The sequence below is a fragment of the Mycobacterium sp. DBP42 genome, assembly GCF_005924235.1.
In the GTDB taxonomy this organism is placed as follows: domain Bacteria; phylum Actinomycetota; class Actinomycetes; order Mycobacteriales; family Mycobacteriaceae; genus Mycobacterium; species Mycobacterium syngnathidarum.
On record NZ_VCMY01000005.1, the window covers coordinates 15,890 to 35,245 of the forward strand.

General features: G+C 66.8%; 19 protein-coding genes. 12 read left to right on the forward strand and 7 right to left on the reverse strand.

Features of this window, described 5'->3' with window-relative positions; all coding sequences use genetic code 11:
• Positions 1–25: 25 nt before the first annotated feature.
• From E0T84_RS07705 to E0T84_RS07750, 9 genes are all read left to right on the forward strand, one after another.
• Entirely contained in the window at positions 26–1,504 is a 1,479-nt protein-coding gene (locus tag E0T84_RS07705; protein ID WP_070944652.1) for a glycine hydroxymethyltransferase, read from the forward strand.
• Between the two features lie 77 nt (positions 1,505–1,581).
• Positions 1,582–2,409, forward strand: a complete 828-nt coding sequence (locus E0T84_RS07710; RefSeq protein WP_070185474.1) for an acyl-ACP desaturase — start codon at positions 1,582–1,584, stop codon at positions 2,407–2,409.
• 200 nt (positions 2,410–2,609) lie between these two features.
• Positions 2,610–3,923: a PhoH family protein gene (locus tag E0T84_RS07720; protein ID WP_070185475.1), complete on the forward strand. Its 1,314-nt coding sequence runs from the start codon at positions 2,610–2,612 to the stop codon at positions 3,921–3,923.
• A 72-nt stretch (positions 3,924–3,995) separates the two neighbouring features.
• On the forward strand, positions 3,996–4,880 hold the full coding sequence (locus E0T84_RS07725; RefSeq protein ID WP_138744178.1) for a polysaccharide deacetylase family protein: 885 nt from the start codon (positions 3,996–3,998) through the stop codon (positions 4,878–4,880).
• Between the two features lie 81 nt (positions 4,881–4,961).
• Complete coding sequence (locus E0T84_RS07730) at positions 4,962–5,945, forward strand: NAD(P)H nitroreductase (RefSeq protein ID WP_138744179.1); 984 nt, start codon at positions 4,962–4,964, stop codon at positions 5,943–5,945.
• Positions 5,946–5,966: 21 nt separating this feature from the next.
• Positions 5,967–6,413: a universal stress protein gene (locus E0T84_RS07735; RefSeq protein WP_159437515.1), complete on the forward strand. Its 447-nt coding sequence runs from the start codon at positions 5,967–5,969 to the stop codon at positions 6,411–6,413.
• A gap of 10 nt (positions 6,414–6,423) precedes the next feature.
• Positions 6,424–7,065, forward strand: a complete 642-nt coding sequence (devR, locus tag E0T84_RS07740; protein ID WP_070944656.1) for a two-component system response regulator DevR — start codon at positions 6,424–6,426, stop codon at positions 7,063–7,065.
• A gap of 99 nt (positions 7,066–7,164) precedes the next feature.
• Entirely contained in the window at positions 7,165–7,587 is a 423-nt protein-coding gene (locus E0T84_RS07745) for a pyridoxamine 5'-phosphate oxidase family protein (RefSeq protein WP_070944657.1), read from the forward strand.
• Positions 7,588–7,623: 36 nt separating this feature from the next.
• Positions 7,624–9,348 (forward strand): GAF domain-containing protein, encoded by a 1,725-nt coding sequence (locus E0T84_RS07750; RefSeq protein ID WP_070185480.1) that lies wholly within the window; start codon positions 7,624–7,626, stop codon positions 9,346–9,348.
• Positions 9,349–9,426: 78 nt separating this feature from the next.
• On the opposite strand, the gene E0T84_RS07755 is transcribed toward E0T84_RS07750, so the two are convergent.
• Positions 9,427–10,836: a class II fumarate hydratase gene (locus E0T84_RS07755; protein WP_138744180.1), complete on the reverse strand. Its 1,410-nt coding sequence runs from the start codon at positions 10,834–10,836 to the stop codon at positions 9,427–9,429.
• An 18-nt stretch (positions 10,837–10,854) separates the two neighbouring features.
• Positions 10,855–11,883: a class II fructose-bisphosphatase gene (glpX, locus tag E0T84_RS07760; RefSeq protein ID WP_070185482.1), complete on the reverse strand. Its 1,029-nt coding sequence runs from the start codon at positions 11,881–11,883 to the stop codon at positions 10,855–10,857.
• Between the two features lie 55 nt (positions 11,884–11,938).
• On the opposite strand from glpX, the gene E0T84_RS07765 reads away from it, so the two are divergent.
• Both E0T84_RS07765 and E0T84_RS07770 read left to right on the forward strand, forming a co-directional pair.
• Positions 11,939–12,577 carry a DUF4245 domain-containing protein gene (locus E0T84_RS07765; RefSeq protein ID WP_070185483.1) on the forward strand — a complete coding sequence of 213 codons (639 nt, stop codon included), beginning with the start codon at positions 11,939–11,941 and terminating at the stop codon, positions 12,575–12,577.
• Between the two features lie 11 nt (positions 12,578–12,588).
• A complete protein-coding gene (locus E0T84_RS07770; RefSeq protein WP_138744181.1) occupies positions 12,589–13,404 on the forward strand; it encodes a dienelactone hydrolase family protein in 816 nt (271 codons plus the stop codon).
• Here E0T84_RS07770 and E0T84_RS07775 read toward each other — a convergent pair.
• From E0T84_RS07775 to E0T84_RS07790, 4 genes are all read right to left on the reverse strand, one after another.
• Positions 13,401–14,612 carry an AI-2E family transporter gene (locus E0T84_RS07775; RefSeq protein WP_070944661.1) on the reverse strand — a complete coding sequence of 404 codons (1,212 nt, stop codon included), beginning with the start codon at positions 14,610–14,612 and terminating at the stop codon, positions 13,401–13,403. The genes E0T84_RS07770 and E0T84_RS07775 overlap by 4 nt on opposite strands.
• Positions 14,613–14,677: 65 nt before the next feature.
• Entirely contained in the window at positions 14,678–15,523 is an 846-nt protein-coding gene (locus tag E0T84_RS07780; protein ID WP_138744182.1) for an SDR family oxidoreductase, read from the reverse strand.
• Complete coding sequence (locus tag E0T84_RS07785) at positions 15,520–16,293, reverse strand: SDR family NAD(P)-dependent oxidoreductase (protein WP_070185486.1); 774 nt, start codon at positions 16,291–16,293, stop codon at positions 15,520–15,522. Before E0T84_RS07785 ends, E0T84_RS07780 begins: the two co-directional genes overlap by 4 nt.
• Positions 16,290–17,369, reverse strand: coding sequence for an NAD(P)-dependent oxidoreductase (locus E0T84_RS07790; RefSeq protein ID WP_138744183.1), 1,080 nt, complete (start codon positions 17,367–17,369; stop codon positions 16,290–16,292). Before E0T84_RS07790 ends, E0T84_RS07785 begins: the two co-directional genes overlap by 4 nt.
• 398 nt (positions 17,370–17,767) lie before the next feature.
• Between E0T84_RS07790 and E0T84_RS07795 the strand changes: the two genes are divergently transcribed.
• Positions 17,768–18,034: a hypothetical protein gene (locus tag E0T84_RS07795; RefSeq protein WP_234998201.1), complete on the forward strand. Its 267-nt coding sequence runs from the start codon at positions 17,768–17,770 to the stop codon at positions 18,032–18,034.
• Positions 18,035–18,045: 11 nt separating this feature from the next.
• Here the strand turns inward: E0T84_RS07795 and E0T84_RS07800 are convergent, their stop codons facing one another.
• Positions 18,046–19,245 carry a cytochrome P450 gene (locus tag E0T84_RS07800; RefSeq protein ID WP_138744184.1) on the reverse strand — a complete coding sequence of 400 codons (1,200 nt, stop codon included), beginning with the start codon at positions 19,243–19,245 and terminating at the stop codon, positions 18,046–18,048.
• Positions 19,246–19,356 lie beyond the last annotated feature (111 nt).

Consider the following 19,356-nt stretch of genomic DNA (forward strand, 5'->3'; position numbering starts at 1 on the left):
AACCGGCCCGACTAGGCTAAAAGCCATGGCAGCAGACTCGTCATCCACTTTGCCCGCGGCTTCCGGCGCTGATTACGCCGAGACCTCAAGCGCCGCCTATCAGGCCGCATTGCAGGTCATCGAATCCGTGGAGCCCCGGGTCGCGGCAGCCACCCGCAAAGAGCTTGCCGATCAACGTGATTCGCTCAAGCTGATCGCCAGCGAGAACTACGCCTCCCCGGCCGTGCTGCTCACCATGGGCACCTGGTTCTCCGACAAGTACGCCGAAGGCACCGTCGGGCACCGTTTCTACGCAGGCTGCCAGAACGTCGACACTGTCGAGGCGCTGGCCGCCGAGCACGCCCGCGAACTGTTCGACGCCCCCTACGCCTACGTCCAGCCGCACTCGGGCATCGACGCCAATCTCGTTGCCTACTGGGCCATCCTGGCCACCAAGGTGGAGGCCCCCGGCCTGGCCGAGCTCGGCGCCAAGCACGTCAACGACCTGTCCGAAGCGGATTGGGAGACCCTGCGCAACAAGCTGGGCAACCAGCGTCTGCTCGGCATGTCCCTGGATGCCGGCGGGCACCTGACCCACGGCTTCCGGCCCAACATCTCGGGCAAGATGTTCCACCAGCACAGCTACGGCACCAACCCCGAGACGGGCTTTTTGGACTATGACGCGGTGGCCGCGGCTGCCCGCGAGTTCAAGCCGTTGGTGCTGGTCGCCGGCTACTCCGCCTACCCGCGCCGGGTCAACTTCGCCAAGATGCGCGAGATCGCCGACGAGGTCGGCGCCACCCTGATGGTCGACATGGCGCACTTCGCCGGCCTGGTCGCGGGCAAGGTGTTCACCGGTGACGAGAACCCGGTGCCGTTCGCACACGTCACCACGACCACCACACACAAGTCGCTGCGCGGTCCGCGTGGCGGCATGGTGCTGGCCACCGAGGAATTCGCGCCGGCCGTGGACAAGGGTTGCCCGATGGTGCTCGGCGGGCCGCTGAGCCACGTGATGGCGGCCAAGGCGGTCGCCCTGGCCGAGGCCCGTCAGCCCGCGTTCCAGTCCTACGCCCAGCAGGTCGCCGACAACGCGCAGGCGCTGGCGGACGGCTTCGTCAAGCGCGATGCGGGTCTGGTCACCGGCGGCACCGACAACCACTTGGTGCTGCTCGACGTGCGCTCCTTCGGGCTGACCGGCCGTCAGGCCGAGTCCGCACTGTTGGACGCGGGCGTCGTCACCAACCGCAACGCCATCCCGGCCGATCCCAACGGTGCCTGGTACACCAGCGGCATCCGGCTGGGCACCCCGGCGCTGACGAGCCGCGGATTCGGCGCCGACGACTTCGACCGCGTGGCCGAGCTCATCGTCGAAGTGCTGTCCAACACAACTCCGGCGGAGGGCCCGGCAGGGTCTTCCTCTAAAGCCAAGTACAAGCTGGCCGACGGCACGGCCGAGCGCGTACACGCGGCCTCGGCTGAGTTGCTCGACGCCAACCCGCTGTACCCCGGACTCACCCTCTGAAAGTCTCTGAGTCGGGCCGCCGTGACACACGGCGGCCCGACTTTTAGAAACATGTAAACCCGGGTTACAGTTACCTCATGGCACAGAAACCTGTCGCTAACGCGCTGACCTTGGAGCTCGAGCCCGTCGTCGATGCCGAGCTGCGTCGCCACCTGGATACCGAGGTTCTCTGGTATGCGCACGATTACGTGCCGTTCGACCAGGGCGAGAACTTCGCCTTCCTCGGTGGCCGGGACTGGGATCCCTCGCAGGTAACCCTGCCCAAGACCATCACCGACGCCTTGGAGATCCTGCTGATCACCAAGGACAACCTGTCCGGCTATCACCGCGAGCTCGTCGAGCACTTCATCCTCGAGGACAAGTGGGGCCGCTTCCTGGGCCGCTGGACCGCCGAGGAACACCTGCACGCCGTCGCGTTGCGCAACTACCTCGTCGTCACCCGTGAGATCGACCCGACGGCCAACGAGGACGTCCGCGTCGAGCACGTGATGAAGGGTTACCGCGCCGACAGCTACAGCCAGATCGAGACGCTGGTGTTCATGGCGTTCTTCGAGCGGGCGCACGCGGTGTACACGCGCAACCTGCGGGCACAGATCACCGAGCCGGTGCTGGGCTCGATGGTGGACCGCATCGTCACCGACGAGGAGCGCCACGAGCTGTTCTTCGCCAACCTGGTGTCGCACCTGCTGGGCACCCATCGTGACGAGACCGTGGCCGCCATCGCGGCCAGGGCTCGCGAACTTGACGTGATCGGCGCCGACATCGACGCCTACCAGGACAAGGTCGCCCTGGTGGCCGAGGCAAGCATCTTCGACAAGGCCGCATTGGCGCAGGTCATCTCCGACCGGATCACCGCCTGGGGGCTGGCTGACGAACCCCAGCTCCAGGAGTTCATCAACACGTAACGCGCCGGGCGTCATTCACGCGGCGTGCCATCCAGCAACCCTGCGACCGCGGGAGTAGCGTCGGATCCGATGGCTAGCGACATGCTCTGCTGTCCGGACGGTACCGATCGGGTTTTCGACGAAAGGACCGGCTCCGGTCCTGGTGCCGCAGTGTCCACCGAGCAACTCGTGTGGGGCCGCGCGGGTTCTAGGAGCGCCACGTGACTGATACTCCTGTCCGTACCTATGTGCTCGACACATCCGTGTTGCTGTCCGATCCATGGGCATGCTCCCGGTTCGCCGAGCATGAAGTGGTGGTCCCGCTGGTCGTGATCAGCGAGCTGGAGGCCAAACGGCATCACCACGAGCTCGGCTGGTTCGCCCGCCAGGCGCTACGGATGTTCGACGATCTGCGTCTTGAGCACGGTCGGCTGGATCAGCCGATTCCTGTTGGCGCAGAAGGCGGTACGTTGCAGGTCGAGTTGAATCACATCGACCAGTCGGTGTTGCCCACAGGGTTCCGCACCGAGACCAACGACACCCGGATCCTCGCGTGTGCGGCCAACCTCGCCGCAGAGGGTAAGCACGTCACGCTGGTGAGCAAGGACATCCCGCTGCGCGTCAAAGCCGGCGCGGTGGGCCTGGCCGCCGACGAGTATCACGCGCAGGATGTCGTGGTGTCCGGTTGGACGGGCATGACCGAGTTCGACGTGGCGGCAGAAGATATCGACAAGCTGTTCGCCGACGGCGAGGTTGATCTGGCCGAAGCTCGGGATCTGCCCTGTCACACCGGAATTCGGTTGCTGGGCGGTAGTTCGTCGGCGCTCGGGCGGGTCAATGCCGAGAAGCGGGTGCAGTTGGTGCGCGGTGATCGCGAAGTGTTCGGCCTCCGGGGAAGGTCAGCCGAACAACGCGTCGCCCTCGACCTACTGCTCGACGAATCCGTCGGCATCGTGTCGCTCGGCGGCAAGGCCGGGACCGGCAAATCCGCGCTGGCGCTGTGCGCCGGCCTGGAAGCGGTGCTGGAGCGCCGAACTCAGCGCAAGGTCGTGGTGTTCCGCCCGCTGTACGCGGTCGGTGGACAGGATCTCGGCTACCTGCCGGGCAGTGAGAGCGAGAAGATGGGTCCGTGGGCCCAGGCCGTGTTCGACACCCTCGAAGGGTTGGCCAGCCCGGCGGTACTGGAGGAGGTGCTGTCCCGCGGAATGCTGGAAGTGCTTCCGCTGACCCACATTCGGGGTCGGTCATTGCACGACTCGTTCGTGATCGTCGACGAAGCACAGTCACTGGAACGCAACGTGCTGCTGACCGTGTTGTCGCGGCTCGGTGCGGGCTCACGGGTGGTGCTGACCCACGACGTGGCCCAGCGCGACAATTTGCGGGTGGGCCGCCACGACGGCGTCGCGGCGGTGATCGAGAAGCTCAAAGGCCACCCCTTGTTCGCCCACATCACGCTGCAGCGCAGCGAGCGCTCGCCGATCGCCGCGCTGGTCACCGAGATGCTGGAGGAGATCAGCCCCGGCGCCCTGCCCTGAGTGACTTGTGGAGTCTCAGCCGTGCCAACCACGGCTGAGACTCCACAAATCGCCGGCCGGTAGGCTGCCGGGGTGGCGTGGCTCCCGAACAACCAGGCGTGGCGATGGACGTTGGTCGGCGTGACCGCCGCGGTCGTGGTCGTGGTGGTGGGGGCGCTGACCGGCCACATCTATCGCGACGGCCCCGATGACGTGGATTGCTCGAAGGAAAAGTGCATCGCCCTGACCTTCGACGACGGGCCCGGCCCGTACACCGACCGGCTCCTGCAGATCCTCAAGGACAACGACGCCAAGGCCACGTTCTTCGAGATCGGCAACAAGGTCGCCGCCAATCCCGAGGGTGCCAAACGGGTGGTCGAGGCAGGCATGGAACTGGGCAGCCACACCTGGGAACACCCCAACATGACGACCATCCCACCCGAGGAGATCCCGGCGCAGTTCAGCAAGGCCAGTGACGCCATCGAGGCCGCGACGGGCCAGCGGCCGAAGCTGGTGCGCACCGCCGGCGGGCTGATCAACGATCAGGTGCTGGCCGAGGCCCGCAAGCAGGGACTGGCCGACATCAACTGGGACGTCATCCCGTTCGACTGGGCCAACGACGCCAACACCGCCGCGACGCGCTACATGCTGATGACGCAGATCAGACCGGGTGCTGTCGTACTTTTTCATGACACCTACTCGTCGACCGTGGATCTGGTGTACCAGTTCATCCCGGTGCTCAAGGCCAACGGCTACCACCTGGTCACCGTGAGCCACATGCTCGGCGAGCGCGAGCCGGGCACCAGTTACGGCAGTCGGGAGAACGGCCCGCCGGTACCCCCGGCCGAGGCGCTCAAGGACATCCCACCGGAGCAGATCCCCTCGCTGCCTGCCACACCGTCGCCCGCGCCGATGCCGAACTTCCCGATCACCGACATCCCGGGGGCGAATTCGGGCGGGCCGAACAACGGGCCGTGAGAGCGGCATGAGACGCACATCGCGGCAGGTTGAGGACCAAAGACCCTAACCGACGGGCTCGAGCACGACGAGGCTTGAAGCATGCCCGACACGATGTTCGATACAGCGACCCTCACCCGCGCGGTGCAGCTGGCATCGCGCGCGCCCTCTCTGCACAACACCCAACCGTGGCGGCTGGTGGCTGAACGCGGCTGTGTGCACCTGCATCTGGACCCCCACCGGGTGGTGACCGCGACCGACCGGTCCTCACGTGAAGCGGTCATCAGCTGCGGTGTGCTGCTGGACCACCTGCGCGTCGCGATGGCCGCGGCCGGCTGGGCCACCGCCGTCGACCGCTTCCCCAACCCCAACGACTTGGATCATCTGGCGACGCTTCAGTTCTCACCGATGGACTTCGTCACGGACGCCCACCGCCGGCGCGCGGACGCAATTCTGGCGCGGCGTACCGATCGCCTGCCGATGACCCGGTATGCGGATTGGGATGCCTTCGAGGGCCTGCTGCGGGCGCGGTTGGACGACGGCCCGGTACATCTGGATGTGCTCACCGACGACATGCGCTCAATCGTGGCCGAGGCCGCTGCGCTGACCGAGTCACTGCGGCTCTACGACACGGCTTACCACGCCGAGCTAGCTTGGTGGACAACGCCGTTCGCGACCGAAGACGGTATCCCGCAGAGCGCCCTGGTGTCGGCCGCCGAGAATGAGCGGGTACCGGTGGCACGCACGTTCCCGGTGACCGCGCATGATTACCGCCGGCCGGCGGTTCGCGAGGATTCGGCCACGCTGGTGGTGCTGTCCACCGACGGCTACAGCCGCGCGGACGCACTCGACGCAGGTGAGGCCCTTTCGGCGCTGCTGCTGGAGTGCACACTCTCTGGCCTGAGCACCTGCCCGGTGAGCCACCTGACCGAACTGCACGCCAGCCGCGACATCATCGGCAGCCTGATCGACCGTGATGCCTGCCCGCAACTCCTGGTCCGCATCGGTATCGCCCCGACGATCACCGATGCTCCGCCGCCCACCCCGCGGCGCGCCGTCGACACCTTCTTGACCTTCGAATCCTGACCTTCGAAAAAGGAGATGACCATGACCGACACCCTGCTCGACCCTGCCGTCACAGCTACCGGCGCCGGTGCGGCCGTCGTTGTCGAAGCCGACGGCCGCACCGCCAGCAACGATGCACTGCACACCGCGATCGACGAGGCTGTCCGGCGGGGGGCGCCGCTGCGGGTGCTGACCACCTGGGGAACCCGGCACCGCGAGATGTATGACGCGACCGCCGTCGCCGAGCGTGACCGGTTGTCCGCGGCGCAGCTCGAGCGGCGCCTGGCCCGCGCGCTGAAGCGCTGCCCGAACCTCGACGTGCAGAGCATCGACGGCTACGACGGCGTGGCGGAATACCTGACGGCACATCCGGATTCGTCCCAGGTGTTGGTGTTGGGGGCAGATCATCCCGATGCGGCCGGGTTGCAGACGGTGCTGGCGGGCACGGGTTGCGCGGTGCTCACTTGCGATCGGCGCCATCGGTTGTGAGACTCGGAGGATGATCAGAGTTTTTCTGGTCGACGACCATGAGGTGGTTCGGCGCGGGCTGATCGATCTGCTCAGCGCCGACCCGGAGCTGGACGTCGTCGGCGAGGCAGACTCGGTGGCCCAGGCGCTGGCCCGGGTACCGGCCCTCGTGCCTGACGTCGCGGTGCTCGATGTCCGGTTGCCCGACGGCAACGGCATCGAGCTGTGCCGGGAACTGTTGTCGCGCATGCCCGATCTGCGTTGCCTGATGCTGACGTCGTTCACCTCTGACGAAGCCATGCTGGACGCCATCCTGGCCGGTGCCAGCGGATATGTGGTCAAGGACATCAAGGGCATGGAACTGGCCCAGGCGATCAAGGATGTCGGGGCCGGGAAGTCGCTGTTGGACAACCGTGCCGCCACCGCACTGATGGCCAAACTGCGCGGCGACGCCGAGCGGTCCGATCCGCTGGCCGGGCTGACCCAGCAGGAGCGGGTGCTGCTGGACCTGTTGGGGGAGGGGCTGACCAACCGGCAGATCGCGGCCCGGATGTTCCTCGCCGAGAAGACGGTGAAGAACTATGTGTCGCGATTGCTGGCCAAGCTGGGCATGGAACGCCGCACGCAGGCCGCGGTGTTCGCCTCCAATCTCGACCGTCGCAATCAGCCGTAATCATCAGTGATGCCAGGGTCTTTGGTCCCTGATGGGCAAGACTTTCGCCCATGGTGCGATCACCTGCGCGGCAATAGCGTCGTCATTATGGGAATCGGAATGTCAACGCGCAGTGAGCCGGTCGAGCTTCTCTCGGAGCGTGAGTGCTGGGATTTGCTGGGTGGCATGTCGCTGGGCCGCCTCGTCACCGCGGTGGATGACGAGGCGCACATCTTCCCGGTCAACTTCGTGGTGCAGAACCGCACCATCCTGTTTCGGACCGCGGCCGGGACGAAGCTCATCAGCGCAGCCATCAACAACCAGGTGTTGTTCGAAGCCGACGATCACAATGCGGCCGAGGGCTGGAGCGTGATCGTGCGAGGCATCGCACGGACCCTGCGCGACGATGAGGAACTGGAACACGCCGGCCGGGCACAGTTGCTGCCCTGGACGGCGATGTCGAAGACTCACTACGTGCGGGTGTCACCGGTCCGGGTCACCGGCCGTCGGTTCCGATTCGGACCCGAACCGGATGCGCGGTGACGACGAGCTTGGTGCGCTGCATCCGGTAGTGCCAGCATGGTGGACGTGACTGGTCACGGTGCGCGGCCCGACGACGAACAGCGGACTCCGCCGTTGCGCGACACTCTGTCGCAGCTGCGGTTGCGGGAACTGCTCACCGAGGTCCAGGACCGGGTCGAGGAGATCATCACCGGTCGCGACCGAATCGACGGACTGGTCGAGGCCATGCTCGCCGTCACTTCGGGCCTGGATCTCGAGGTCACGCTGAGCACCATCGTGCGCACCGCGATCGAACTCGTCGACGCCCGTTACGGCGCGCTGGGTGTCCGCGGCGACGACCATGAGCTGACCGAGTTCGTATACCAGGGCATCGATGACGCAACCCGGGCTGTGATCGGACATCTGCCCGAAGGCCGGGGCGTGCTCGGCGTCCTGATCGACGATCCGAAACCTATCCGTCTCGACGACATCCACCAACATCCCGCTTCGGTCGGGTTCCCGCCCAACCATCCGCCCATGCGGACCTTTCTCGGTGTGCCCGTGCGCATCCGGGGCGAGGTGTTCGGGAACCTCTACCTCACCGACAAGACCAATGGGCAGCCGTTCAGCGAGGACGACGAGGTGCTGGTGGAGGCCCTGGCCGCGGCCGCGGGGGTGGCGGTGGAGAATGCCCGGCTCTATCAGCTGTCCCGCGATCGTCAGGCTTGGATCGCGGCCACCCGCGACATCGGTACCGAATTGCTCGGCGGCACCGATCCGGCCACGGTGTTCCGGATGGTGGCTGACGAGGCGCTCAAACTGACCGGCGCCGACCGCATCGTGGTCGCCGTGCCGGGCAGCGAGGTCCCCGCCGGTGGGGCTGATGCGTTGGTTGTGGCCGCCACCGCGGGCAGCCCGACCACGATCGACTCGATTCCGGTGGGCCGGACGGCCACCGAGGATGCGGTGAGCGTCGCGTTCCGCGATGGCACACCGCACCGGCTGGACCGCCTCGAGCTGGACGGTTCGGGTGGGCCGGCGCTGGTTTTGCCGCTGCGCACCGTCGACACCGTCGCCGGCGTCCTGGTGGCGGTACGCGCGGATGGTGCCCGTGCTTTCACCGCCGAGCAGCTCGACATGGCCGCGGCCTTTACCGATCAGGCCGCGCTGGCCTGGCAGCTGGCCAGCTCACAGCGCAGTGTGCGGGAGCTGGAGATCCTGGCCGACCGCGACCGCATCGCCCGCGATCTGCACGATCACGTGATCCAGCGGCTGTTCGCGGTGGGCCTGTCGCTGCAGGGCACGATCCCGCGCACGCAGTCACCGGAGGTCCAGCAACGGCTTTCCGCCACCGTCGATGACCTGCAGGCGGTGATCCAGGAGATTCGGACGGCGATCTTCGACCTGCACGGTGCACAGGCGGGTACGACGCGGCTGCGGCAGCGGCTCGATGAGGTGATCGCTCAGTTCGCCGACGCGCCGATCCACACCAGCACGCGGTTCGTCGGCCCGTTGTCGGTGGTCGACGCGACCTTGGCCGATCATGCCGAGGCGGTGCTGCGGGAGGCGATCAGCAATGCAGTACGGCATTCGGGCGCAACTGAACTCAGCGTTCTCGTCGACGTTGCCGACGACTTGTCGGTCGAGGTGTCCGACAACGGTTGCGGGATCGCTGCCGAGGTCACCGAGAGCGGCTTGGGTAACCTACGGGCTCGCGCGTTGGACGCGGGGGGTCGGTTCACCATCACCGACCGCCCCGGCGGAGGCACCGTGCTGCATTGGGCCGCACCGCTTCCCGAGTAGCGTTATCTGGCGAGCAGACGTAAATGTCCCCGACACGCCGGGCGTGCGGGGACATTTACGTCTGCTCGCGCAGAGAAATTACTCGCCGTCCTTCACCTTCGCCATGGCGAGCACGTCGAGGCGCTTGTCGAGCTCGGCCTCACTCAGCTTGTCGCCGATCAGGCCGCGGTCGATGACCGTCTGGCGGATGGTCTTCTTCTCGGCCAATGCCTGCTTGGCGACCTTGGCGGCCTCCTCATAGCCGATGGCCGAGTTCAGCGGCGTCACGATCGACGGCGACGACTCGGCCAGGGTGCGCAGGTGCTCCTCGTTGGCCACCAGGCCGTCGATGCACTTCTCGGCGAACAACCGAGACACATTGCTCAGCAGGGTGAACGACTCGAGCAGGTTGCGCGCCATCATCGGGATGTACACGTTGAGCTCGAATGCACCCGAGAGACCGCCGACGGTGACGGCGGCATCGTTGCCGATGACCTGCGCGGCCACCTGGGTAACCGCCTCGGGCAGAACCGGATTGACCTTGCCCGGCATGATCGAGCTGCCCGGCTGCAGGTCCGGCAGCTGGAGCTCGCCCAGACCGGTCAGCGGGCCCGAACCCATCCAGCGCACGTCGTTGGCGATCTTGGTCAGCGAAGCCGCGATGGTCTTGAGCGCACCGGACGCCTCGACCAGCCCGTCGCGGGCCGCCTGGGCCTCGAAAGAGTCTGACGCGGTGCGCAATTCGGCCAGGCCGGTCTGGTTGACCAGCACCTCGACCACCTTGGCGCCGAAGCCGTCGGGTGCGTTGAGCCCGGTGCCCACCGCGGTGCCGCCGATGGCCAGCTCACCGAGCCGGGGAAGCGTCGCGCGCACCCGTTCGATACCGGCCTCGATCTGGCGGGCGTAGCCACCGAACTCCTGGCCCAGCGTCACCGGCACCGCGTCCATCAGGTGGGTACGACCGGACTTGACCACGGTCTTCCACTGCTTGGCCTTGGCGGCCAGTGACTCGTGCAGCACCTCGAGTGCCGGAATCAGGTGGCGCACAGCGGCTTCGGTGGCGGCGATGTGGGTGGCCGTCGGGAACGTGTCGTTGGAGCTCTGCGACATGTTCACGTCGTCATTCGGGTGCACGGTCACGCCGTTGCGGGCGGCGATCGAGGCGATCACCTCGTTGGCGTTCATGTTGGAGCTGGTGCCCGAGCCGGTCTGGAACACGTCGATCGGGAACTGATCGTCGTGCTGGCCGTCGGCGATCTCGCCGGCGGCGGCGATGATGGCGTCGGCCTTCTCGGGGGCCAGGCGGCCCAGGTCCTTGTTGACCTGCGCGCAGGCCGCCTTCAGCAGGCCCAGCGCCCGGATCTGGGTGCGCTCCAGGCCGCGGAACGAGATCGGGAAATTCTCCACAGCCCGCTGGGTCTGTGCCCGCCACAGGGCATTGACCGGCACCCGGACCTCACCCATGGTGTCGTGCTCGATGCGGTATTCGACAGCGTTGTCGGTGCTCATGCGTGCCTTTCTAGCGAGTTACGGGAGCGGGTAGGCGGCGGTCTTGTCGCCGGTGAAGTCGATGGCGGAGTACTCGTTGAGCTTGGCCAGGCGGTGGTAGGCCTCGATCATCCGGACGGTGCCGGACTTGGACCGCATCACGATCGACTGGGTGGTGCAGCCGCCGGGGTAGTACTGCACGCCCTTGAGAAGGTCGCCGTCGGTGACGCCCGTCGCGCAGAAGAAGACGTTCTCACCCGAGACCAGGTCCTCGGTGGACAGCACCTGGTCCAGGTCGTAGCCGGCGTCGATGGCCTTCTGGCGTTCGGCGTCGTCGGTGGGGGCCAGCTGGGCCTGGATCGCGCCGCCCATGCAGCGGATGGCCGCCGCGGCGATGATGCCCTCGGGCGTACCGCCGATACCGGCCAGGATGTCGGTGCCCGAGTTGGGGCGGCAGGCCGAGATCGCACCGGCGACGTCGCCGTCGGTGATCAGTCGGATGCGCGCGCCTGCGGCGCGGGTGTCCTCGATCAGCTGGGCGTGCCGCGGCCGGTCCAGGATGCACACCGTCAGGTCACTCACCGAGGCGCCGCGCACCTTGGCCACCCGGCGGATGTTCTCGCCGATCGGGGCGGTGATGTCGATGGCGTCGGCGCTGTCGGGGCCGACGGCGATCTTGTTCATGTAGAACACGGCCGACGGGTCGAACATCGCGCCGCGTTCGGAGACGGCCAGGACCGAGATGGCGTTGGGCATGCCCTTGCTCATCAGGGTGGTGCCGTCGATCGGGTCGACGGCGAAGTCGCATTCCGGCCCGTCGCCGTTGCCCACCTCTTCACCGTTGTAGAGCATCGGGGCTTCGTCTTTCTCGCCCTCACCGATCACCACGACGCCGCGCATCGACACCGAGTTGACCAGCTCGCGCATGGCGTCGACGGCTGCCCCGTCGCCGCCCTCTTTGTCGCCGCGGCCGACCCAGCGGCCTGCAGCCATGGCGCCGGCCTCGGTCACCCGGACGAGTTCGAGGGCAAGGTTGCGATCCGGGGCTTCTCCCCGCGTGGGACTCATGGCCCAGATTGTCCCAGAACGTGGTCAGCGTTTGGGAGCTGGGATACTGACGAGCATGTCCTCCGAGCCGACGCCTCAGCCAACCCCGGTCCCGAAGCCGGAGAAGTCGCGGTTGCTGCAGGACGGCCGGGATATGTTCTGGTCGATGGCCCCGCTGGTCCTGGCCTGCATCGTATTGGCCGGCCTGTTGGGCATGTGCTCGTTCCAGGCAGGTGGGCCCGGGGCGGGTCCGCCGCCGGAATTCGATGCACCGGCCGCCTTGCAGGCCGATGCCGACGCTCTGAAGATTCCCATCCGGCTGCCGCAGCTGCCCGAGGGCTGGCAGCCCAACTCCGGCAGCCGGCACGGTATCGACGGCGGGCTCACCCTGCCCGACGGTCAGCACGGCCGTGCGGTGTCCTCGCGCATCGGTTACCTGGCGCCCAGCGGCAAGTACCTCAGCCTGACGCAGAGCAACGCCGACGAGGCGGCCCTGGTGGGCTCGGTCAAACCGGATTCGTATCCGTCCGGCACCCAGGATGTCGACGGGGTGACTTGGGTGGTTTACGAGAGCAGTGACCCGGAGCCGGTGTGGACGACGAAGCTGAGCGGACCGGCACAGGTTGCGATCACCGGCGCCGGTGGTACTGATGAGTACCGTACGCTGGCCAGTGCGACGCAGAAGCAGTCGCCGCTGCCGATCAAGAGGCCGTGACGCACTAACGGATGGAGCCCGTGTTGACGTCGCCAGTTGCAGATCTCTCCGGGTGGACCGCCGCCCCGTTCACCGCCGCTGATCAGACCTACGACGTGTACCGCAAGGGCGAAGGGCCTGGCGTGGTCCTGATCCCCGAGATTCCCGGCCTGCATCCCGGTGTGCTCGCACTGGGTAATCACCTGGTGGACAACGGTTTCACCGTCGCCGCCCCGTCACTGTTCGGCACCCCGGGTGCGGCCGCGGTGCGTCCGGGCGCCATCGGAGTCATGGTGAAGGCCTGTGTGACGCGGGAGTTTTCGGCATTCGCCACCAACGCCGACCGGCCTGTCGCGCACTACCTGCGGGCGCTGGCCCGCGACCTAAACGCCAACACCCCCGGCAAAGGTGTCGGTGTGATCGGACAGTGCTTCACGGGCGGGTTCGCACTGGCGGCCGCGGTGGATGACAGCGTGCTGGCCCCGGTACTGAGCCAGCCCTCGGTGCCGATTGCGCTGACCGCCGCGCAGAAGCGCGATCCTGGCCTGTCGGAGGCCGAACTCAAGATCGTCGAACAGCGCGCCGCCAACGACGGCCTGTGCGCGCTGGCCCTGCGGTTCAGCCAGGACAAGCTGGCGCCGGGGGAGCGGTTCGCCACCCTCAAGGCCCGGCTCGGCGATGCTTTCGAGGTCATCGAGATCAACTCGAAGAAGGGCAACCCGGACGGTCTGTCGGCCTCAGCGCACTCGGTGCTGACCGATCAGGTGCGTGAGGTCGACGGGCATCCGGCCTACGAGGCGCGCAAGCGGGTGGTGGCGTTCCTTACGGAGCGGCTCGGCGCAAATTAGGCGGGGGCGCGTCCGTCCGACTCGGCCTCGGCTTTCGGTTCGGATTCGGCCGGGGGCACGTCGGGCTTGCCCCCGAGCCGCTTCTGGAACCACTCCCAGACGCGTCGCCACGGCCGTTGGCCCGGTTCGTCGGGTTCGGTGGTCTCCAGCTCGACGCCCTTGAAGACCGCCAGGTACACGCTGACGGTGGTGACGATGATGATCATCAGCACGGGCCCGATCACCAGGCCGAAGAATCCGAACATCGAGATGCCGGCGAACACCGCGAGCAGCATGAGCGCGGGGTCCAGGCGGGCGGCTTTGGGCACCAGCCATGGGCGCAGCACGTTGTCGATGTTGGTGACGACGAGCAGATGGAATGCCACCACGAAGATTCCGCCGATGATGTTGCCGAAGAACATCATCCCGATGCCGAACGGAATCGTGACAATGCCACCACCGAGCGGGATCACCGACAGCGCGGTCAACAGGATCGCGAACACGAAGAACCCGTCGTGGAATCCCGCGATGTAGATCGAGATGGCCCCGGCCACACCCTGGCACAACGCGATCACGAACTGGCCCTTGACGGTTCCCTTGACCATCGCGCCGGTCTTGGCCAGGTACAGGTCGGTGATCTCCTCGCCGAGCGGGTTCAGTCTGCGGATCAGCGTGGCCATCTCGGCGTTGTTGACCAGCATCGAGATGAACACGTACAGGAAGATGATCGAGGCGGTGATGGCGCCGACCATGCCACCGACCGCTCCCTGCAGAATGCCCAGCAGCCATTCTCCGAGGTGCTGCGAGAGCTTGACCACGGTGTCGCGCAACGAATCTGCGGTGAGATGAATGTCGAGGAACGGCACCCGCTCCAACAGTGAGTTGAGCAGTTGCAGGGCCCGGTCGCCGAGTGTGCTGACGTCGGTCTCGGCGATCCAGGTGCTGACCATGTTGACGAGCTGGGTCACCTGGACGATGGCCATGAACACCACCAGCGCCACCGGGATGATCACCATGAGAATGGCGACGAGGACCGTCAGCGTGGCCGAGAGCCCAGTACCCAGGCGGCGCTGAAACCGTTGGTAGAGCGGGGTGAACAGGTAGGCGCCGACCGCGGCCATCACGATCAGGACGAAGAAGCCGCGCAGGAAATAGGCCCCGAGCAACAGGGCCAGCACGGTGAAGATCGCGAGCGCGCGCTTCTGGGTGAGCGTGAACTGGTCTTTCATTTCCGCGCCTTCCCGCCGTTGCGCTGACCCTATCGCCACGCTGACGTGACGGTCGGCATTGAGCGTCACTCCAGAGTGACGTTCGAGCCCTGGGCTGAGCGGTGGGCGGCCTGGCCGGCCCGTTGTGCGGCGACGAACCGCATCGAAAGACGCTGCATCAGTCCGGGTGCCAGCCGGGCGAACAACCAGGAGGCATGGGCGCGACGGGGTTTGACCAGGATGGCCTGGTTGCGCTCGATGGCGCGCAGCGTGTCGGCGGCCAGCCGGTCGGCGTCGTAGGCGGTTTTGACCCCCTGGCCCTGCAGGAAGTAGTCGCGGCCGACGAAACCGCCGACCGCGCCCTTGTCCAGGATCGGGGTCTCGACCGCGGCCGGGCAGACCGCCAGTACGCCCACGCCGTGCGCGGCCGCCTCCGAACGCAGTGCCAGCGACATCCCGACGACGGCGTGCTTGGTCATCACATAGCTGGTGAGCTGGCCGGCGGCGGCCAGGCCGGCCATCGATGCGGTGTTGACGATGTGGCCGTGGCCCTGCCGGATCATCTGCGGATAGGCCGCCGCGACGCCGTGGACGACGCCGCGCACGTTGACGTCGATGATGGCGTTCCACTGGTCCAGCGTCAGCAGTTCGGTGTCGCCGCCCCAGACGATGCCGGCGTTGTTGAACATCAGGTCCAGCCGTCCGGCCCGGTCGACGACACCGTCGACCGCGGACTGCACGGCGGCCGCATCGGTGACGTCGAGGCGGGCCGATCGGGCACCGAGCGCCGCGGCGATACGGGCCGCCGCGGCCTCGTCGACATCGGTGCAGAGCACCTCGGCGCCTGCGCCCACCAGCGCGCGGCACAGGGCCGCGCCGATGCCGGATCCGGCGCCGGTGACGATCGCCTGCTTACCGGCGAAGCGCGTCACGCCTGGGCCAGCTTCATGACGTGGCCGAGAATGTCCGGATAGCGCTTGAGATGCGCGCCGCCGTTGAGATCGAGTACCTCGCCGGTCAGCCACGACGCCTGCGGTGAACACAGGAACACCACGGCCGCGGCGATGTCCTCGGGGGTGCCGCTGCGACCCAGCGCGGTGTTCTCGACGTACTCCTCGACCACGCCGGGGATCATCGCCGCGGGATCGGTCAACGGGGTCTTCACGAATCCCGGAGCGATCGCGTTGACCCGGATGCCACGCGGTCCCATTTCCAGTGCAGCCACCTGCGTCAGCATCGACAACCCGGCCTTGGCGGCGCAGTAGGCACTCATGCCGGCCGCCGGCTGGCGCCCGTTCAGAGAGGAGATCGACACCAGCACACCGCCTTCGGGCAGATTGCGGCCGGCGTGCTTGGCAACGATGAACCCGCCGTTGAGGCAGACGTCGACGACAGAGCGGAAGTCTTCGACCGCCAGGTCGGTGATCAGACCGACGTTGCTGAAGCCCGCGCAGTTGACCACCACATCGATCGGGCCGACCGCCGCAACATCTTCGAACAACTTCTGCACCGCACTCTCGTCGGTGACCTCGACGTAGAAGCTGGTGTGCGGCTCGCCGAGTTGCGTGGCTCGGGCGGCGGCACCGTCGGCGTCACGGTCGGCCACCACGATGCGGCAACCGTCGGCGGCCAGCGCCTGCGCACTGGCCCAGCCGATCCCAGAGGCTCCTCCGATGACGATCGCTACCCGCTGCCTGCTCATGCATCACTCCCGTCCGGGCTGTGGTCGCCCCACTTCTTGTCGATCGCCTTCCACGGATCGGCCATCTGCCCCGGATAGTCCTTGTAGGCCGACTTCGACCGCAGGAACGCGCGGATGAACGGTGCCGCCAGGGCGATCGGGAAGCGTTTCCACCCGGCATTGGCCCTGGTGTCGGCCAGAAGCTGCGGCCAGGAGTGGTGCTGGAAGCCGAGTGCCTGCTGTGCCCGGGTGGTATCCATCCAGTCGGTGGCGAACCAGGCGGCGTCATCGTCAGGGTTGCCGGGCCGGCCGATCGGCAGGCCGCCCTTGATCCCCATCGCGGCGGCCGCCTGCGAGCCCACCGCGGACTGGATGTGCCGGTGCGTTTCAGCGTCGCCGCCGATGAGCAGTACCTCGTGGTTGGCCTTTTCGGTTCCGACCGTGGTGGCGGCGACGAACGCCGCGGCGACGTCGCGCACGTCGACGGTCTGCAGCCGCCCGTCGGCGGGCAGCACGCTCTCGAACGAGATGAGGTCGACGTCCATGTCCAGGCTGAACTCGGAGCTCATCACCCCACCGAGACGCAGGATCAGCCAATTCAGCTTCGAGGCCCGGACCAGCGCCTCGGCCTCGACCTTGTGCGCGCCGTAGATGTCGGACGGGTTGACCGGGGTGTCGGGGGTAAGCACGTCGTCGATGTGGTGCGGGTTGCGGGCGCCGTAGACGGCGATGCTGGATGCCTGCACGAACCGCGGCGGCACCGGCTGGGCCTCGGCGGCACTCAGCAGGGACGCGGTGGCCTCGACGTTGACCTTCCTGGCCAGGCCGCGGCGCATGTAGCAGAACGGCGGGATGATCGCGGCGAGGTGGATGATCGCGGCCGGTGCGACGGCCGCCACCAATGCGTCTACGGCGGAGGCGTCGGTGAGATCGGCCCAGCGCACCTGTACCGCGGACGGCAGGGCGGCTGCGGCTTTGCGGTTCGCGGGCACGTCGAGATCGGTCGCGACGACCGTGCGCCCCTCTGCGGCCAGTGTCTTGACGACAGCCGAACCGACCAAACCGAACGCGCCGGTAACCAAAACAGCGTCGGACATAGACCTCCTCGCTAGAACGTGTTGCAACCCTAGCGAATGCCGGTGTGGTGTGTGTCACCACGATTCGCACCCGATCCGGCAGTTCGTGGAGGGCCCTTCGCCGGGGATCGGCCAGCAACCGCAACCTGGGCTTCTTGCTGGGGTACTCCGGGACCCGGCGAATGTTGCTGGGGTTGCCTGAAAAGCATTGTTCGATGGCGCCGTCAATAGTTGTGTGTGACTGGGCTCACGCTGCGCCCTTTGGTGTGATGCATTTGCCGGAACGGTCGTTGTTGGCGGATTTGGAAATTTGCCCGAGACCTATGCAAGGTGTGGCTGTAGGTATCGGTGAAAGTAAGCCAATCGCAGGCGGGTGTGATGTACTCGGTTGCACGCGTCAGTAATTGGGGAGGTGTGGGATGTCCGAAGATGTCGTGACGGGGGTTAACGACAGCGACTCCGGCGAAATTGCCGAAGAAGTTGCTGTGGGGTCCTCGGTAGTGGTGTATCCGGGCACTGACGAAGAATTGCACGGCACTGTCGTGGAAGATTTCGCCGACTTGGCCGGGACCGCGGTCGAGGTCGCCGGAGAGCGAATCGTCGGACCGGCACGGCGGTGGGCGGTCAATCTCGACGACGGTGGCCTGGTGTTCGTCGACGACGACAGCATCGCGCTCGCTGCCTGAGGTCGGGTAGTTCACTGCACGCTCAGCGGAAGCTGACGTAGCCGGCGCACCAACAGGCTGGGCTGCCATTCGGCGTCGCCGGCCGGGCGGATCGTGCTGCCGGTGGACAGGAGCGTCGCGATCACGATGCGGGCTTCGAGCCGGGCCAGGGCCGCGCCGAGGCAGAAATGGCCACCCTTGCCAAATGCCACGTGATTCTTGATGTTCGGCCGTCCGAGCCGAAATTCGTTCGGGTTGTCGAACACCGTCTCATCGCGGTTGGCCGCGCCCCACATCAGCAGTAGATGGCTGCCTGCGGGCATCGCGACGCCTGCCAGTTCGGAATCGGTGGCCACATGCCGGTAGTGGCCCCGGAACGGGGACTCGAATCTCAGCACCTCCTCCAGGAACTGCCCGATCAACGCGGGGTCCTGTCGCAGCCGCTCGGCGAGTTCGGGCCGGCGGCTCAGAATCAACACGGCACTGCCGATCAACGATGCGGTCGATTCCGCACCCGCGCCGACCAGCTGAATCAGCATGAACACTGCAGCGTCTCGGGAGACCCGCTCGGCCTCGCTGTACGCCGCGAGGTCGCCCAGCAGGTTCTGGCCGGGATTTGCCAATGCTGCGCCGAACTGTTCGGTCAGGTATCCGCCGAGTTCGACGGCCGCGATCCCCGACGCGGTCAGTTGTTCGGTGTCGACCAGTCCGTCGAGCAGTTGAGTGCTGGCGTAGGCCCAGGTCACCAGTCGGTCCACATCCGCGGCCGGCAGTCCCAGCAGCCGGGCGACCACCAGCATCGGCAGCCGATCGGCCAGGGTTGACATCCACTCGAATTCTCCGCTCGCCCCAGCCAGCAGGTCGGCGGTGAGGGTGACGATGAAGGGTTCCAGTTCGGCGATCCGTTTGGCCGCCATCCGGGGCAGCACCATCTTGCGGTGGGCGGCGTGGACCGGGTCGTCGGCGGTGGCCAACACATGGATTTCGGCGCCCGGTTCACCCATACCGAATGCGGAGACGGTGCCGTCGGGTTGGGACCACATGGTCGCGGTCAGATTCGACGAGAAGTCTTCGGTTCGGGCAGTGGCTTCGATGACGGCGTCGAACCCCGTCACCACGAAGAACGGAGAGTCGCCCACTTGTGCCACCGGTGTGTGCGCCCGTAGCCGGTCGTAGAGCGGATACGGATCCTGCAGGCAAGCCGGTTCGAACAGTTCGTGTGCCAGAAGCATTTGCCCAGGTTGACTGGAGGTTATGGGCGAGTCAACGAAGCTCGGACAGGTTGATAGCGGCCGCTGGGGATGGGAGTGAGAGGGCGTCTCAGTGGGGTGCGTTGACCTGCG

Bases quoted from the DNA above. Each gene is read 5' to 3' on its own strand.
- E0T84_RS07755 (WP_138744180.1), bottom strand. From the start codon at position 10,836: ATGAGCACCGACAACGCTGTCGAATACCGCATCGAGCACGACACCATG.
- E0T84_RS07705 (WP_070944652.1), top strand. From the start codon at position 26: ATGGCAGCAGACTCGTCATCCACTTTGCCCGCGGCTTCCGGCGCTGAT.
- devR (WP_070944656.1), top strand. From the start codon at position 6,424: ATGATCAGAGTTTTTCTGGTCGACGACCATGAGGTGGTTCGGCGCGGG.
- E0T84_RS07750 (WP_070185480.1), top strand. From the start codon at position 7,624: ATGGTGGACGTGACTGGTCACGGTGCGCGGCCCGACGACGAACAGCGG.
- E0T84_RS07775 (WP_070944661.1), bottom strand. From the start codon at position 14,612: ATGAAAGACCAGTTCACGCTCACCCAGAAGCGCGCGCTCGCGATCTTC.
- E0T84_RS07795 (WP_234998201.1), top strand. From the start codon at position 17,768: ATGTCCGAAGATGTCGTGACGGGGGTTAACGACAGCGACTCCGGCGAA.
- E0T84_RS07745 (WP_070944657.1), top strand. From the start codon at position 7,165: ATGTCAACGCGCAGTGAGCCGGTCGAGCTTCTCTCGGAGCGTGAGTGC.
- glpX (WP_070185482.1), bottom strand. From the start codon at position 11,883: ATGAGTCCCACGCGGGGAGAAGCCCCGGATCGCAACCTTGCCCTCGAA.
- E0T84_RS07800 (WP_138744184.1), bottom strand. From the start codon at position 19,245: ATGCTTCTGGCACACGAACTGTTCGAACCGGCTTGCCTGCAGGATCCG.
- E0T84_RS07785 (WP_070185486.1), bottom strand. From the start codon at position 16,293: ATGAGCAGGCAGCGGGTAGCGATCGTCATCGGAGGAGCCTCTGGGATC.
- E0T84_RS07730 (WP_138744179.1), top strand. From the start codon at position 4,962: ATGCCCGACACGATGTTCGATACAGCGACCCTCACCCGCGCGGTGCAG.
- E0T84_RS07765 (WP_070185483.1), top strand. From the start codon at position 11,939: ATGTCCTCCGAGCCGACGCCTCAGCCAACCCCGGTCCCGAAGCCGGAG.
- E0T84_RS07735 (WP_159437515.1), top strand. From the start codon at position 5,967: ATGACCGACACCCTGCTCGACCCTGCCGTCACAGCTACCGGCGCCGGT.
- E0T84_RS07790 (WP_138744183.1), bottom strand. From the start codon at position 17,369: ATGTCCGACGCTGTTTTGGTTACCGGCGCGTTCGGTTTGGTCGGTTCG.
- E0T84_RS07770 (WP_138744181.1), top strand. From the start codon at position 12,589: ATGGAGCCCGTGTTGACGTCGCCAGTTGCAGATCTCTCCGGGTGGACC.
- E0T84_RS07710 (WP_070185474.1), top strand. From the start codon at position 1,582: ATGGCACAGAAACCTGTCGCTAACGCGCTGACCTTGGAGCTCGAGCCC.